Source organism: Dickeya sp. CFBP 2040 (genome assembly GCF_012273755.1).
GTDB lineage: Bacteria > Pseudomonadota > Gammaproteobacteria > Enterobacterales > Enterobacteriaceae > Dickeya > Dickeya poaceiphila.
This window is the reverse complement of the sequence record NZ_JAAVXH010000039.1, coordinates 58565-75078: the sequence shown is the minus strand read 5'-3', so window position 1 is coordinate 75078 and position 16514 is coordinate 58565. Positions and strand designations below refer to the sequence as shown.

The window sequence follows — 16514 nt, the reverse complement described above, 5'->3', positions numbered from 1 at the left end:
ACGCGGCGAACAGCAAAGGCTTATGGCGTAAGCGCGTCCGGCGGAATGTCCATATGACGCAGCACATCCCCCATAATGTGACCGAAAACCGGACCTGCAACCGAACCACCGAAATGTTTGCCGGCGTCGGGATGATTGATCATCACGACCAATGCCACCCGTGGGTTGCTGGCTGGCGCCACCCCGGCGGTATAGTTAACGTAGCCGCCGTCGTACTTGCCGTCAGCCCCCATTTTCTCGGCTGTCCCAGTTTTAATCGCCAGACGATAGCCAGGAACAGCAGCCGTTACCCCGCTGCCGCCGGGTAACGCATCGCTCTCCATCATATGCACCACGGTTTTTGCCACATCTTCATCAATGACACGGGTGCCGATAACCGGCGGCGTCACTTTGGTGATGGATACCGGGCGATAAATACCGAATGAGCCGATAGTGGCGTACTCACGCGCAATCTGCAGCGGCGTGACGCGCAACCCATACCCGAAGGAAAAGGTGGCGCGCTCAATATCAGACCACCGCTCACGGTGTAGTGGGAAATAACCGCGAGTTTCACCTTCAATCCCCAACCCGCTGGCAACACCAAGCCCAAAACGATGGTAGAGATCAACCAGCACGTTTGCCGGCATCGCCAACGCAATATGAGACACCCCAATATCGCTGGATTTTTGCAAAATGCCGGTGATGGTCAGCCGGCTCCAGTGACCAACGTCTTTAATCAGATGCCCGTTCACCGGATAAGGCGTGGTGTCGATAACTGAATCAGGTCTTATCAGATGACGTTGCAGCCCCGCCATCACGACCAGCGGTTTAACCGTCGATCCGGGTTCGAAACTGTCCGATATCGCCACATTCCGCATGTTTTTCTGCGGTTCGCCTTCGTAATTGTTGGGGTTATAGGACGGGTAGCTGGCCATACCGAGAATCTCGCCGGTATTGATGTCAATCAATACTGCCGCTCCGGAGTCGGCTTTGTTCAGTTGCACGCCATCGCGCAAGTGCGAATACAGAACGAATTGCAGATAGCTGTCGATGCTCAGGGTCAGTGTCGGCGCCTGTTGCGCCGGTTCGTCGGCCATCAGGCTGACTACATTGCCGTAACGATCTTTGCGATAAACCCGCATTCCCGGCTTTCCCTGCAACAACTTATTGAAGCTCCGTTCAATGCCATCCAGTCCCTGACCATCCAACCCGACGATGCCGATGAGGGTGGAAACCGCGTCACTCATCGGGTAATAGCGGCTGGAGTCAACCGGCGTGGAGATGCCGCCAATATGTAGTTGGCGTACGTAATCGGCTATCCCGGCCTCGACCTGACGTCCGATATAGAGGAAATGACGGTGCGCATTCTGTTCAATTTTCTGTTTAATTGTGCCTGGAGGCAGCGATAACGCGCTGGATAGCGCGTTCCACTGTGCACCGGCGAGCGTGGGGTCGCTTTGCAACACATGGATTGGGTCGGCCACCACATCATTGGAAGCCACACTGACCGCCAGCGGGTGACCATTGCGATCAGTGATGGTGCCGCGCAGCGGCTGCATGACCAGTTCGCGTAATGAACGTTGATTGGCTTCTTTTTCAAGTTGCAGGCTTGTCACCACTTGCAAATACCCGACGCGAGCCACCAGTAATATCAGGCAGACCATAATGCCGACACACAGTAAAACAAAGCGACCCTGAAAATAGGTCACCCCTACACTGACAGAACGTCTTTTGAGCATAAACCGCGCCAACTAAAATACGGTTACACTGCGCAATGGTGCGTAGCGACTGCGGAGCATAACCTGAGGTAAAAATACCGATTTATCGTGTGGCGGCACTATAAATGACATCAGCAATGGGTACAGAAGCAGGAAACATCCCTACGTAATTCATTAATAATTGCAATGAAAGATACAAATAAAAATAATCGTTGCCGCAAAAACGTTCGCTATCGCATCGTCCCCCTCTCCTCTCTGCCCTGACAATCCGGCAGTCATAGTGCTCAATCATCGAGCCGTTAACAATTGCTTTACTTATTAATTCCAAAAATTAAATAGCCAGCATCTATCACAATATTCACGAAATTCGATTTCATCTCTCACCAACCGCTGACTAAGATAGGCAGTGAATTTCAACCAAAGGACGCTAAGAAATTCAAATTATTGCGTCAGACCCTGACGCAACACCACATACAAGTAGCATCAGCCATTTTCTGTCCACAGCGCATTGCCCGGCAACCTGTTCAGACCGGACGACCTGAGACACATAGCAATAAGGTAGAGAACGATGACAACTGAAAACAAATGCCCGTTCCATCACCAAAGCACACCTGTTACCGGCAGCGGCACCGATAATCGTGACTGGTGGCCCAATCAACTGAATCTGAAAATCCTGCACCAACACTCCTCCTTGTCTGACCCGCTGGATAACAACTTCAACTATGCCGAGGCGTTTAACAGCCTTGATCTGGACGCACTCAAAAAAGACCTTCATGCCCTGATGACCGATTCGCAGGAGTGGTGGCCGGCAGACTTCGGCCACTACGGCCCGCTGTTTGTCCGTATGGCCTGGCACTGCGCCGGAACTTACCGCACCGGAGATGGCCGTGGCGGCGCTGGTGCCGGCCAGCAACGCTTCGCACCGCTCAACAGTTGGCCCGATAACGTCAACCTCGATAAAGCACGCCGTCTGCTGTGGCCGATTAAACAGAAATATGGCCAGAAAATTTCCTGGGCCGACCTGCTAGTCCTCACCGGCAATGTGGCGCTGGAATCGATGGGATTCAAAACCTTCGGTTTTGCCGGTGGGCGTGCGGATGTGTGGGAACCGGAAGAAGATGTGTACTGGGGTTCGGAAACCACCTGGCTTAGCGGCGATAAGCGCTATTCCGGCGAACGCAATCTGGAAAACCCGCTGGCCGCGGTGCAAATGGGCCTGATTTACGTCAACCCGGAAGGCCCAAACGGTAACCCGGACCCGGTTGCCGCCGCCAAAGACATCCGCGAAACCTTTTGTCGCATGGCGATGGACGATGAAGAAACCGTGGCGCTGATCGCAGGTGGTCACACCTTCGGGAAAACCCACGGCGCTGGCGACGCGGCGCTGGTTGGCCCGGAGCCGGAAGCGGCCAGCATTGAAGAACAGGGACTGGGCTGGGCAAGTTCGTTTGGCAGCGGCAAAGGCGGCGACACCATTTCCAGCGGACTGGAAGTGACCTGGACGCAAACGCCGACGCAATGGAGCAATTACTTCTTCCAGAACCTGTTCGGCTACGAATGGGAGCTGACCAAAAGCCCGGCTGGCGCTCACCAGTGGCAACCGAAAGGCGGCGCAGGCGCGGGGGAAATGCCAGACGCGCACGATCCATCCAAACGCCATGTGCCTACCATGCTGACCACCGACTTGTCGCTGCGCTTCGACCCGGCGTACGAAAAGATTTCCCGCCGTTTTTACGAAAATCCGGATCAGTTCGCCGATGCATTCGCCCGTGCCTGGTTCAAACTGACGCACCGTGACATGGGTCCGCGCGCCCGTTATCTCGGCCCGGAAGTCCCAGCCGAAGAGCTTCTCTGGCAAGACCCGATCCCAGTCGTTAACCACACTCTGGTCAGCGAGCAGGATATTGCCGAACTTAAAACGAAAGTACTGGCCTCCGGCCTGACGGTTTCCCAGTTGGTGTCTACCGCCTGGGCATCCGCGTCCACCTTCCGTGGTTCCGATAAACGCGGCGGCGCCAACGGTGCACGCATTCGTCTTGCCCCGCAGAAAGACTGGGCGGTCAACCAACCGGAACAACTGGCGAAAGTGCTGGGTACGCTGGAAAACATCCAGAGCGAATTCAACCGCGCTCAGTCCGGCAACAAACAGATATCGCTGGCAGACCTGATCGTGCTGGCTGGCACAGCCGGGGTAGAACAGGCCGCGAAAGCTGCCGGTCATACAGTAACGGTGCCCTTCACGCCTGGACGGATGGATGCCACTCAGGAGCAAACCGACATTGAGTCGTTTGCAGTGCTGGAGCCTATCGCCGACGGCTTTCGCAACTACCTGAAAGGCCGTTACAGCGTGACAGCCGAAGCCCTGCTGGTGGATAAGGCACAGCTGCTGACGCTGAGCGCGCCGGAAATGACAGTACTGGTAGGTGGGCTGCGCGTACTGGGCGCAAATGTCGGTCAGGCGCCGCATGGCGTGTTCACCACACAACCCGGTACGCTGACCAATGACTTCTTCGTCAACCTGCTGGACATGGGCACCGTCTGGAAAGCCGCAGCAGAAGATGGCGTGTTTGAAGGACGTGACCGCATAACCGGCGACCTGAAGTGGACCGGCACCCGCGTCGATCTGATCTTTGGTTCCCACTCGCAGCTGCGCGCGCTGGCGGAAGTCTACGGCAGTGCGGACGCACAGGCGAAGTTTGTCCATGACTTTGTCAACGCCTGGACTAAAGTGATGAACCTCGACCGTTTCGATCTGGCGTAATCGTCACCCTACCCCGGCGTTCTTAACGCCGGGGTATCGCCAGCCAACGTATCCTCAGTCAACATCGCTATGCTCTCACTTCAGTTTACGTTTCTGATATGAAAACACCGTCATTCTGTTCCATTCGGTTTATACACTCGCCGAATATTCATAAAGCATTCACAATAAGTAAAAAATAAATAGTATTCCCCACCGGCCATCTACCGAATGAAAAATATCAGCAACAATTACTCAACAAAAAACAAAATAAACAATATATTGATTTTTAATAAAAAATTAAAATTTTTTCATTCCCATCGTTACGCCATTTCACGAAAGTATACTTTGGTATAAATGGCCTATACTTTTTAATCGTGGACGCTTTGTCTCGATTATTTTATTTTCCTGCCACTCATTAAAGAATAACGCCGCCCCATCGTCGTATTGCTCAGCGCACACTGACAATGCCGGTATCCTTATTTGGCAACCAGATTTGGCAAATAGCATCGGAATGACTTTCCGGCTACTGCCTGACATTACCGGGAGGAAAATCATGCGCCATCCACTCCAGGACATCATGACTGACCATCGTGCACTGCTCACCAGGCAGCGCGCTGCGCCGTCCTATCGGGCCGATATCCTATTCTTCACACTGCTGGCGCTGGTGATTGCGCTGGTGGTGTACGGCATGGAACAAATGAGCCTGCCGCTCTCCATTCTGGATGCCAGCCCGGTCAGGCTCGATATCGCCCTGCTGCCGGAATATGCGCTACGCACCACCCTGCGCATGTTTGTGGCGCTGGCGGTATCGTTGCTGTTCACGCTGGTCGTCGCCACGCTGGCCGCCAAGAGCCGCAAGGCCGAAATGGTGATTATCCCGGCGCTGGATATTCTGCAATCGGTGCCGGTGCTGGGTTTTTTGACCTTTACCGTTACGTTTTTTATGGGGTTGTTTCCTGGTCGCCAGATGGGCGTGGAATGCGCGGCTATTTTCGCCATTTTCACCAGTCAGGCCTGGAATATGGCGTTTAGCTTTTTCCAGTCGCTGCGCACCCTTCCCGGTGATTTGAGCGAAGTCAGCCAGCAATTCGGCTTCTCGCCCTGGCGGCGGTTTATCCGCCTCGAACTGCCGTTCGCTATCCCCGGTCTGGTGTGGAACATGATGATGTCGATGTCCGGCGGCTGGTTCTTCGTGGTCGCCTCGGAAGCGATCACCGTCGGCAACACCACCGTCAGCCTGCCGGGGATCGGCTCCTGGCTGGCGCTGGCAATCGCGCAGGAAAATCTGACGGCTATCGCCTGGGCGGTTATCGCTATGACCATCGTGATAGTGCTTTACGATCAACTGCTGTTCCGGCCAGTCGTCGCCTGGGCGGATAAATTCCGTTTCGAACAAACTGCCTCACAAAAAAGGCCGCGCTCCTGGGTTTACGACCTTGTCCGTCGCACTCACATCTCGACGGCGATCATCAAGATACTTGGCTGGCCGTTCTACACGCTGGCAGCGTTGCGCTGGCCGCAGATGCCGCGTTTTTTACGCTATACCCCCAGCCCCCGTTACAACAAGGTCACAGATCGGTTGTGGCTGGCGCTGGTGATTATCGGTGTGCTGACAGGCGTGGTACAGCTGGTGCAATACATCGGTGCCTCACTTGGCATGGCGGATGTGATTGCGGTATTCGTCATGGGTATGGCCACGCTGGTACGAGTGGTGGTGCTGATTGCGCTGGCCAGCGTCATCTGGGTGCCTGTCGGCGTGTGGATCGGCCTGCAACCCAGTGTGGCTGAACGTCTGCAACCGCTGGCGCAGTTTCTGGCCGCCTTTCCGGCCAACGTGTTGTTCCCGTTCGCCGTCATCCTGATTGCCGGTTTTAACCTCAACCCGGATATCTGGCTGTCACCGCTGATGATACTGGGTACCCAGTGGTACATCCTGTTTAACGTGATCGCCGGTACGGCGGCCCTGCCGACCGATCTGCTGGAAGCCGCGCGTATTTACGGCATCCGGCGCTGGCAGTGGTGGCGTCAGGTCGCGCTGCCGGGCATTTTCCCTTATTACGTCACGGGCGCGCTCACTGCCTCCGGCGGCTCCTGGAACGCCAGTATCGTGTCCGAATCCATTTCCTGGGGGAAACAACATCTGGAAGCCACCGGCCTTGGCGCTTACATCGCCAACGCGACTACGGCAGCCGACTTCCATCAGGTCGCGCTCGGCATCGCGGTAATGTCAGTGTTCGTGATCGCGTTTAACCGCCTGCTGTGGCGCCCCTTGTACCAATTCGCCGAACGCCGTCTGCGCCTCGGTTAAGGAGAACATGATGACTATTCTTCAGCCAACCCATCTGGCTCATCAACAGAACTGCCTGGTGAATGTACAACACGTTCGGCATCTGTATGGTAAACCCGGCAGCGCCGAACGGCTGGTGCTGGATGACGTCAACCTGACGTTGTACGACAACGAAATCGTCGGGCTGCTCGGTCGTTCCGGTTCCGGTAAATCGACCTTGCTGCGCTCCATCGCCGGGTTGCTCACGCCAAGCGCCGGTCAGGTAGATTTTCCGCCGGGGCCGGATGGCAAACCGACGACCGTCAGCATGGTGTTCCAGAGCTTTGCGCTGTTTCCCTGGCTGACGGTACAGCAAAACGTTGAAGTCGGGCTGGAAGCGCAAAATGTACCGGTAGAGCAGCGGCGCAAACGGGCGCTGGCAGCGATTGATCTCATCGGTCTTGACGGCTTTGAGAACGCCTATCCTAAAGAGTTGTCCGGCGGGATGCGCCAGCGCGTCGGGCTGGCGCGTGCGCTGGTGGTGGACCCGGACATCCTGTTGATGGACGAGCCGTTTTCCGCGCTGGACGTGTTGACAGCGGAAACCCTGCGTACCGATCTGCTGGATTTGTGGGGCGAAGGCAGAATGCCGATCAAATCCATTCTGATGGTGACGCATAACATCGAAGAAGCGGTACTGATGTGTGATCGTATCGTTCTGTTTTCCATCAACCCCGGTCGGGTCGCCTGTGAAATCCGCGTTGACCTGCCGCAACCGCGTAATCGCCAGGACCCGGCATTTCGTGCGCTGGTTGAAGACATTTACGTTAAAATGACCTCTGATAACAGCGCAGGCGCCGCACGGCAGGGGATTTTCCCAGGTACCGGGCTGGGTATGGTGCTGCCATTGGTATCCACCAATTCGCTGGCTGGCCTGATTGAAGCCGTGCACGCCGCGCCCTATGCGGGTAAGGCGGACCTGCCTGAATTGGCCAATGCCTTGCAGTACACCGCTGACGAGCTGTTCCCGGTGGGGGAAATTTTGCAACTGCTGCGTTTTGCTGAATTGCAGGGCGGTGATATCCGGCTGCTGCCTGCCGCCGCACGTTACGCCAACGCCAGCGTGGACGAGCGCAAACAGCTGTTCGCCCAGCACTTGCTCAACTACGTGCCGCTGGTGGCACATATTCGGCGGGTACTGGACGAACGCTCGTCTCGTACTGCTCCGGCGCGCCGTTTCCGCGACGAACTGGAAGATTTTATGTCGGAAATCGATGCCGCCCAGACGTTGAACTCGGTCACGCAGTGGGGACGTTACGCGGAATTGTTCGCCTATGATGATACCCACGACCAGTTCAGCCTGGAAAATCCGTCGTAATCACGCGCCGCCGGCAGCGGGAACGACACAGAAAAAGGTCTTTGTTCATGAGTGGTAAAACATGAGTGATAAAACACGTGTCGGTCACGCTGCCACCACACTGCGGGTCATCCCGCTGGTACTGATGGCGGTGGGTATCTCGGTGGTGGATACCCTCACTGATCTGGAAATTGCGGTGGGGGTATTTCAGATTGCCATCGTACTGCTGGCGGTACGTTTTCTTACCCCGCGAGGCGTCACCGCCATTGCCGCGCTGTGCATCGTGCTGACGTTGCTCAGTTATAAGCTCAGCAAACCCAGCGGCAATGAATCCAGCCTGATCAACTGCGGCATCAGCCTGCTGGCGATCACGCTATCGACGTATCTGGCACTGAAAATGTCGTCGGCCATCAACGCCTTTCATGAAGCACGCGCCCAACTGGCGCAAATCTCCCGCGTTAACCTGATGGGCGAGTTGACTGCGTCAATAGCCCATGAAGTCAACCAGCCACTGGCTTCTATTGTTACCAGCAGCCACGCTTGTCTGCGCTGGCTTAACGCCACACCGCCCAATCAGGAGCGTGCGGAGCTGGCGCTACAGCGCATCATCAACGATGCCAATCGCGCCAGCGAAATCATCGCCCGTATCCGTGGATTCGCCAGCCGAACCCCTGTGCACAAGGCGTGGTTAAACATCACCGACACCATTGATGAAATGCTGCTGTTGATTCGCAGCGAACTGACGCAACAACGTATTCTGTTCGACCTCAACGTCGCAGAAGGGTTACCACCCATTCTGGCCGATAAGATCCAGATTCAGCAGGTGCTGATGAACCTGATCCTGAACGCGGTGGAGGCCATCAGCGCTGCCGACACGGAACCACGCACGCTATCAGTCACGGTGGATCGTGATAACAGCGGCGATATCCGCTTTGCAGTTTGCGATAATGGTGTTGGCTTCACGCCGGAACAACGTGAGCGGCTGTTTGAAACCTTTTTCACCACCAAATCGACCGGCATGGGGATGGGCCTGACCATTAGCCGTTCGATCATCGAAACCCACGGCGGCCAGATTTGGGCCAGCGCCAACCACGACGGCGGCGCCACCTTTTACTTCACCCTGCCGGGGACGGAAAAAAAGCACCATGAATGAAACATCGCTGCATGAAAATACGCCGCTCGTTTATATCGTCGATGATGACGCATCGGTACGGGCCGCGCTGGAAGATCTGCTGGCATCGGTCGGGCTGGAAAGTCGCGCCTTCGAGTCGCCGCAACAGTTTATCAACGCGCCCCGGCCAGACCGCCCAGGCTGCCTGATTCTGGATGTGCGGATGCCGGGCATGAGCGGGCTGGACTTTCAGGATGACATGCACCGCCACGGCATCATGCTGCCGGTCATTTTTATTACCGCCCACGGCGATATTCCGATGTCAGTACGTGCCATGAAAGCCGGTGCGCTGGAGTTTCTGACCAAACCGTTTCGTGAACAGGGGCTGCTTGATGCTATCCAAAAAGGGCTGGAACGGGACAACGAACAACGCCGTCAGGCTGATATTCAGGCCAGGCTACAGGCGTGCTACGACAGCCTGACCACCGGCGAACAGCAAGTACTGGAACAGGTGGTGACCGGGCAGTTGAACAAACAGATCGCCGCACAGCTTGGCGTTAGCGAAATCACGGTGAAAGTGCGGCGCGCAGCGGTGATGCGCAAAATGAATGCCGACTCGCTGGCCGAACTGGTGCGGTTATACGATGCGCTGAGAAAGACGGCGCAGGGATAACGCGGCTGCTCTCCATAACACTGCTGCTCTCCATCCGGACAGGCGATACCGCCCATTCCCTCCCGGCAACTCGTCCTATAATCGATAAATATCGTCCTGATTTGATAATAAGCGCCACGACTAAGCGAGCGATAATCAACACCGTTATCCACCCACTTTTAGCGTGGCAGATGCTTTCATGAATACCGTTACCCTCCGCTTCTGGCATCAGGCCAGAGCGTTTTTACTGATTTACGCTTGTTTGTACCTTGGTATCGGCCTTGCCGCCGTGCTGCCTATCACCTTACCGGGCAGCATCATCGGTATGCTGATCCTGTTTTTGTTGTTGTCATTACAGATTATCCCGGTGAAGTGGGTCAAACCGGGTTGCCATGTGTTGATCCGCTATATGGCGCTGCTGTTTGTGCCGATTGGCGTCGGTGTCATGCAGTATTTCAACCTGCTGCGTGCCCAGTTCGCGCCGATTATCGTTTCCTGCGCCGCCAGCACGCTGGTGGTATTGATTACCGTCAGCGTATGTTCGCATATGCTCCACGGGCGTAAATCAGCCCGTCATCAGACCGGGACAGAAGAGGCAGAAAAAGGAGCCGATCATGTTGCATGATATCGTCTGGTCGCTGCCATTGACGCTACTGGTGTTCTTTTTAGCGCGTTGGCTGGCACAGCGGCTGAATTCACCGTTGTTAAACCCGCTGCTGGTGTCTATGGTGGTGTTGATTGCGTTGTTGCTGGTCTGCCATATCCCATACCAACGCTATTTTCAGGGCAGCTCGGTGCTAAACAGCCTGCTGCAACCCGCGGTGGTGGCGCTGGCGTTTCCGTTGTATGAGCAGTTGCATCAAATCCGTATGCGCTGGAAGTCGATCATCAGCGTCTGTTTTATTGGCAGTCTGGTGGCGATGGTGAGCGGCACCTGGATTGCGCTGCGTCTGGGCGCCACACCGGCGATTGCCGCCTCGATCATGCCGAAATCAGTCACCACGCCGATAGCCATGGCAGTAGGCGGCAGCATCGGCGGTATCCCGGCTATCAGCGCGGTGTGCGTGATCTTCGTCGGTATTCTTGGCGCGGTATTCGGCCACACACTGCTTAACGTCATGCGCATACACACCAAAGCATCGCGCGGACTGGCAATGGGCACCGCGTCGCACGCGCTTGGCACCGCCCGCTGCGCCGAGCTGGATTATGAAGAAGGCGCATTCAGTTCGCTGGCGCTGGTGATCTGCGGCATCATCACCTCGCTGGTTGCACCGCTGCTGTTCCCGATGCTGGTCGCTCTGGCGCACTAATCTGTACCCAAAACAGTCGTACCAAAACAGCCGTACCACCGGTCGAGAAAGCGGGAATTAATAGCGTGTCGGCGGCACGCCAAACATTTGCCGAAACGCGAAGGTAAACGAGGCGGTGCTGGCATACCCTAGTTCCAGCGCCACCTGCGTTACGCTGTGGTTATTCTTTAGCATCACCACCGATTCCAGCAGCCGCATACGTTTCTTCCACTCGCTGAACGCCACGCCGGTTTCCTTTTTAAAACGGCGCGAAAACGTACGCACCGACATCCCGGTGCGCGCCGCCCACTCGTCAATGCCGTGCAGCGCATCCGGCGTCTGCTGAATAGCGCGGCACACCCGCATCAGCGTGGCGGAAGGCGGCCACGACAGTGAAAAACCCGCATCCGGCAACTGCCGCAGCAACGTCGTTAGCACCCTGACCAACCGGGCATCATCCCCCTCGTAGTCATACTGTTCCGGCACATGCCCGGTGGCATAGTGAATAAACTCGCGGATGAAATCGCTGACCAGCACCACCTTGCAACCACTGTGGTCGATAGCTACATACTCCGGCTCGATATACAAACTTTCCAGCAACACATCACTGGTCGCCAGAATGCGGTGCGGTACATGCGCCGGTATCCAGACGCCGTACAGCACCGGCACGATCAGGGTTTTGCCTTCAATCTCCACCCGCATTCCCCCCTCGCGCGCGTACAGAAACTCGACAAACGGATGCTGATGCAACGCCACTTCCGTCTCCTTTACCAGCGGGTAGCTGCGAAAGTAGACCGGGCGCGGCAGGGAAAGCAATACCGGCGCAGGTTGCCCTGCTATCGGCAAATGGGGAGACGACACAAGCGCATGGGACATAACGAACCTGACCTCTACTCGATGAAGTTTGTCTTGATAGGGTAACGCAGGACAGCCTGATTTGCCCGATAATCAGCATCTATTCAGCAGGTGTCAGCTCATGACCTGAAGAACAGATTCTCTGTGATTATACGATTTTTCAAACCAGCCTATGGATTGAGGAATAACTCATGGAAGCGACATTCTATTTATGTCTCGGACATTCGCCGTTTTTAGCCATACCTTGTTCGTACTTTGATACTTGTTCATTTTTTGATGAAAGACGTCATATTGCCAATAGCAGCATGATGTCACCCGAAATAACAGTACCCCAGTAGTCATTAATTTTAATAATAGGTAATTGAATTAACTGTTATTTAAAGGAGATATCATGAGTAATGTGTGCATCGTTGATGATATCAGCGAGAAAAATGAATGGCGGCGTATCACGCAGGAATTATTACATCAGGCCAGCATTACTATTAATGGCACCGAACCCTGGGATATTCAGGTTAATGATTCACGCTTTTTCAAACGGGTATTACAACAGGGTTCGCTTGGGCTGGGTGAGAGCTATATGGAAGGCTGGTGGGACTGCCCGCGGCTCGATATGTTTTTCCACCGTATACTGGCTGCCCGGTTGGATGAACAACGCCTGTCACGCTGGCGTGATCTGATGCGCATCGCACTGGCGCGGCTGGTCAACCTTCAGTCCCGCAAACGCGCCTGGCAGGTCGGCAAAGTGCACTACGACCTCGGCAACGACCTGTTCAGTCATATGCTTGACCCTTACATGCAATACTCATGCGGCTACTGGAAACAGGCCGACACGCTTGAAGAGGCCCAGCAGCACAAACTGGCGTTGATCTGCGAAAAGCTCCAGCTCAAACCCGGTATGACGCTGCTGGATATCGGCTGTGGCTGGGGCGGGCTGGCGGTATACGCCGCTCAGCATTACGGTGTCACCGTACATGGCATCACCATTTCTGCCGAGCAGAAAGCCTTTATAGAAGAACGATGTGGCGAGCTGGATATCCATATTCTGTTGCAGGATTACCGCGATCTGCACCAACAATATGACCGTATTGTCTCCGTCGGCATGTTTGAACACGTGGGGCCGAAAAATTACGCCGCCTATTTTGAGATGGCAGACCGGTGCCTGAAGCCGGACGGCCTGTTCCTGTTACATACCATTGGGTCGAATACCACAGCTCATAACGTTGACCCGTGGATTAATAAATACATTTTCCCCAACGGATGCCTGCCATCCATTAAACAAATCGCCAGCACCAGCGAACCCTATTTTGTGATGGAAGACTGGCACAACTTCGGTGCCGATTACGATAAAACCCTGATGGCCTGGCTGGCCCGTTTTAATACCGCCTGGCCGCAACTGGCTGCTGATTATTCGCCCGCCTTCCGACGAATGTTTAGTTATTACCTGACGGCGTGCGCCGGCGCCTTTCGGGCCAGAAACATCCAGCTATGGCAGGTCCTCTTTAGCCGGGGCGTCACTCACGGGTTGTGCGTGCCGCGTTAACGGTTCAGGCCACTGCGCAGGCCAGCGAACTGATGATGATAAGCGCCACAGTGATTGTTTTAACCGATACGCTTTTAAATCAATACGATTTAAATCAATAGATTGCCAACCCCTACAAACAGGAAGCTAAAACAACATGAATGTTAATTTCTTTGTCACCTGCATCGGCGATGCGCTCAAATCGCGCATGGCGCGTGACAGCGTGCTGCTGCTGGAACAGCTCGGCTGCCGCGTTCACTTTCCTGAACGACAGGGCTGCTGCGGCCAACCTGCCATCAACAGCGGGTACATCCGTGACGCGCTACCGGGCATGAAAACCTTGATAGCCGCGCTGGAAGAGAACGATGACCCTATCGTCTCACCAGCCGGTTCCTGCACTAACGCTATCCGCCATTATGTCGACTGGCTGATGGATGAACCGACATGGGCCAGCCGTGCCGAACGGGTCGCCAGCCGGATGGTTGACTTCACCTCGTTTATTGTCAACCAGCTTGGGGTTACCGATGTCGGTGCGCGCCTGCCAGGCAAAGCGGTCTATCACCCCTCTTGTAGTCTGTATCGCAAATTGGGCGTTCGCGAAGAGCCGCTGGCCTTGCTGCGTCAGGTGCGTGATCTGGAACTGCTGCCGTTCCACGCACAGGAAACCTGCTGCGGTTTCGGCGGTACGTTTTCCGTCAAAATGGCGGAGATTTCCGGTGAAATGGTGAAAGAAAAGGTGGCGCACATCATGGAAGCCAAACCAGACTACCTGATCGGCGCCGATGCCAGTTGCCTTATCAACATCGCCGGACGGCTAAAGCGCGAAGGGCACGCCGTTAAAGTGCTGCATATCGCTGAAGTGCTGATGAGTCGTTAAGGAGACGCCATGTACCTCAAAACCAGCAATACCCCATTCCATGAGCGTATCCGCCAGCAGATCGACGACCCTATCATGCGTCAGGCGGTGGCCAACGCGCAGGAACGTATCGGCGCCAACCGCCAGAAGATGGTTGATGAACTCGGCCAGTGGGATGTCTGGCGCACCCGCGCTGCGCAAATCCGCGCCCATGTGCTCGATAATCTTGACGCCTATCTGTATCAGTTATCGGAACAGGTCACCGCTCGCGGCGGCAACGTGTTTTTTGCCGAAACACGCGAAGACGCTACCCGTTACATCTTGCAAGTCACACAGGCCAAACAGGCCCGCAAGGTGGTGAAATCCAAGTCGATGGTGACCGAAGAGATCGGCATGAACGCCGTGCTGGAAGCCGCCGGCATCGACGTGGTGGAAACCGATCTGGGCGAATACATCCTGCAACTGGACAAAGACGCCCCCTCTCACGTGGTGGTGCCCGCCATCCACAAAGATCGCCATCAAATCCGCCGTGTACTGCAACAGCAGTTGGGCTACGACGGCCCGGAAACGCCGGAAGCGATGACGCGTTTTATTCGCCAGAAAATCCGCGCCGACTTCCTTAGCGCCGAGGTGGGGATCACCGGCTGCAACTTTGCCGTGGCGGAAACCGGCACCGTGAGTCTGGTGAGCAACGAAGGCAACGCCCGGCTATGCACCACCCTGCCACGCACCCACATCGCCGTCATGGGCATGGAACGTATTGTTCCCACCTTTGAGGAACTGGATGTGGTGCTCACCATGCTGGCGCGCAGTGCGGTTGGCGCCCGGTTGACCGGCTACAACACCTGGCTGACCGGCCCACGTGATGCCGGCGGCATCGATGGCCCGGAAGAGTTTCATCTGGTCATCGTAGATAATGGCCGCTCACAGGTGCTGGGGTCGCCGTTCCACGATATTCTGCGCTGCATTCGCTGCGGTGCCTGCATCAACACCTGCCCTGCTTACCGCCATATCGGCGGCCATGGTTACGGCTCTATCTACCCCGGACCCATCGGCGCGGTGCTGTCGCCGCTGCTGGGCGGGTATAAAGATTTTAAACATCTGCCTTACGCCTGTTCACTGTGTACCTCCTGCGACGACGTCTGCCCGGTTCGCATTCCGTTGTCCTCGCTGATCGTGCAACACCGGCGTACGCTGGCAGAAAACGGCATGACGCCAGCCGCTGAGCAACGCATGGTCCGCTGGTTCAACTACGCCAACCGCCACCCTGGAATATGGAAAGTCGGGATGGTGGCAGGCGCACGTGCGGCACGCTGGCTGATTCGTGACGGCAAAATACCGTTCAACATTGGCGCGATTAGCGAGTGGACCGCCGCCCGCGACCTGCCGGATGCCGATGGCGAGAGTTTTCGCAGTTGGTTCAAACAGCACCAGCGTCAGAATAAGGAGCAACGCTAATGGAAAACCGTGACGTCTTTCTGTCCACCCTGGCCCGACGACTTGGCCGGGAACCCCGCCAGACGCCGCCGCCGATGCCGCCGCTGGAAAACAACCCGGCGCAAATCCGCCTGACCGAGCTGACGCCGCAACAGCGCTGCGACGCCTTCATCGATTACGCCAGTAACGTGATGCTGGCGCATTGCGAACGCACCCCGCTGGCTGAGGTGGCGCAGGCCGCCGGGCGGCTGTGTCAGCGTTATGGCGGCGCACCGGTGCTGGTCAGCGGCGATGCGCGGCTGGCGGAGCTGGGGGTCACCGACTACCTGCAACAGCACTATCAGGCCCAGTGCTGGGACCCGGCAGCAGGCGAAGATAACCTGAAGCTGGCGGCACAAGCGCATATCGGCGTGGTCTACGCCGATTATGGCCTGACCGAATCCGGCGGCGTGGTGCTGTTCTCAACCCCGCAACAGGGGCGTGGCCTGAGCCTGCTGCCGGAATCAACGCTGTTTATTGTGCGCAAAAGCTGCCTGTTGCCGCGCGTCGCGCAACTGGCCCAGCACCTGCGCCAACGGGCGCAACAGGGTGAAACCTTGCCGTCGTGTATCAATCTGATCGCAGGCCCCAGTTCTACCGCCGATATCGAACTGATCAAGGTGGTGGGGGTACACGGGCCATTGAACGCTGCGTACCTGATTATTGAGGATTGCTGATAACCTGCGGCATGAGGTG

The 16514-nt window shown here is 56.1% G+C and carries 13 protein-coding genes; 11 read left to right on the top strand and 2 right to left on the bottom strand.

All coding sequences use genetic code 11. The features are described from left to right. Positions 1–20: 20 nt before the first annotated feature. A complete protein-coding gene (gene ftsI / locus Dpoa2040_RS05780) occupies positions 21–1718 on the bottom strand; it encodes a peptidoglycan glycosyltransferase FtsI (RefSeq protein ID WP_042869721.1) in 1698 nt (565 codons plus the stop codon). A gap of 547 nt (positions 1719–2265) precedes the next feature. Here ftsI and katG point away from each other — a divergent pair. From katG to Dpoa2040_RS05745, 7 genes are all read left to right on the top strand, one after another. Next, entirely contained in the window at positions 2266–4458 is a 2193-nt protein-coding gene (gene katG, locus Dpoa2040_RS05775; RefSeq protein WP_168640612.1) for a catalase/peroxidase HPI, read from the top strand. A 532-nt stretch (positions 4459–4990) separates the two neighbouring features. After that, a complete protein-coding gene (locus Dpoa2040_RS05770; protein WP_168640611.1) occupies positions 4991–6745 on the top strand; it encodes an ABC transporter permease subunit in 1755 nt (584 codons plus the stop codon). A 7-nt stretch (positions 6746–6752) separates the two neighbouring features. Further along, positions 6753–8081: an AAA-associated domain-containing protein gene (locus Dpoa2040_RS05765; protein WP_146411398.1), complete on the top strand. Its 1329-nt coding sequence runs from the start codon at positions 6753–6755 to the stop codon at positions 8079–8081. A gap of 61 nt (positions 8082–8142) precedes the next feature. Then, positions 8143–9213, top strand: a complete 1071-nt coding sequence (locus Dpoa2040_RS05760) for a sensor histidine kinase (RefSeq protein ID WP_042869714.1) — start codon at positions 8143–8145, stop codon at positions 9211–9213. Further along, positions 9206–9844 carry a response regulator transcription factor gene (locus Dpoa2040_RS05755; RefSeq protein ID WP_168640610.1) on the top strand — a complete coding sequence of 213 codons (639 nt, stop codon included), beginning with the start codon at positions 9206–9208 and terminating at the stop codon, positions 9842–9844. Before Dpoa2040_RS05760 ends, Dpoa2040_RS05755 begins: the two co-directional genes overlap by 8 nt. Before the next feature lie 178 nt (positions 9845–10022). Then, entirely contained in the window at positions 10023–10448 is a 426-nt protein-coding gene (locus tag Dpoa2040_RS05750) for a CidA/LrgA family protein (RefSeq protein WP_042869710.1), read from the top strand. Further along, complete coding sequence (locus tag Dpoa2040_RS05745; protein ID WP_168640609.1) at positions 10438–11133, top strand: CidB/LrgB family autolysis modulator; 696 nt, start codon at positions 10438–10440, stop codon at positions 11131–11133. The genes Dpoa2040_RS05750 and Dpoa2040_RS05745 overlap by 11 nt, the downstream gene beginning before the upstream one ends. A gap of 57 nt (positions 11134–11190) precedes the next feature. Here the strand turns inward: Dpoa2040_RS05745 and Dpoa2040_RS05740 are convergent, their stop codons facing one another. After that, entirely contained in the window at positions 11191–11988 is a 798-nt protein-coding gene (locus Dpoa2040_RS05740; RefSeq protein WP_168640608.1) for an AraC family transcriptional regulator, read from the bottom strand. Positions 11989–12358: 370 nt separating this feature from the next. Here Dpoa2040_RS05740 and cfa point away from each other — a divergent pair, with 370 nt between their 5' ends. The 4 genes from cfa to Dpoa2040_RS05720 all read left to right on the top strand — a co-directional run bounded on the left by cfa (position 12359) and on the right by Dpoa2040_RS05720 (position 16495). Further along, a complete protein-coding gene (gene cfa, locus Dpoa2040_RS05735) occupies positions 12359–13507 on the top strand; it encodes a cyclopropane fatty acyl phospholipid synthase (RefSeq protein WP_168640607.1) in 1149 nt (382 codons plus the stop codon). Between the two features lie 136 nt (positions 13508–13643). Then, entirely contained in the window at positions 13644–14363 is a 720-nt protein-coding gene (locus Dpoa2040_RS05730; protein WP_042869700.1) for a (Fe-S)-binding protein, read from the top strand. Positions 14364–14372: 9 nt separating this feature from the next. Further along, positions 14373–15800 carry a LutB/LldF family L-lactate oxidation iron-sulfur protein gene (locus Dpoa2040_RS05725; protein ID WP_168640606.1) on the top strand — a complete coding sequence of 476 codons (1428 nt, stop codon included), beginning with the start codon at positions 14373–14375 and terminating at the stop codon, positions 15798–15800. Continuing rightward, complete coding sequence (locus tag Dpoa2040_RS05720; RefSeq protein WP_168640605.1) at positions 15800–16495, top strand: lactate utilization protein C; 696 nt, start codon at positions 15800–15802, stop codon at positions 16493–16495. The genes Dpoa2040_RS05725 and Dpoa2040_RS05720 overlap by 1 nt, the downstream gene beginning before the upstream one ends. The last annotated feature ends 19 nt before the right edge of the window (positions 16496–16514 follow it).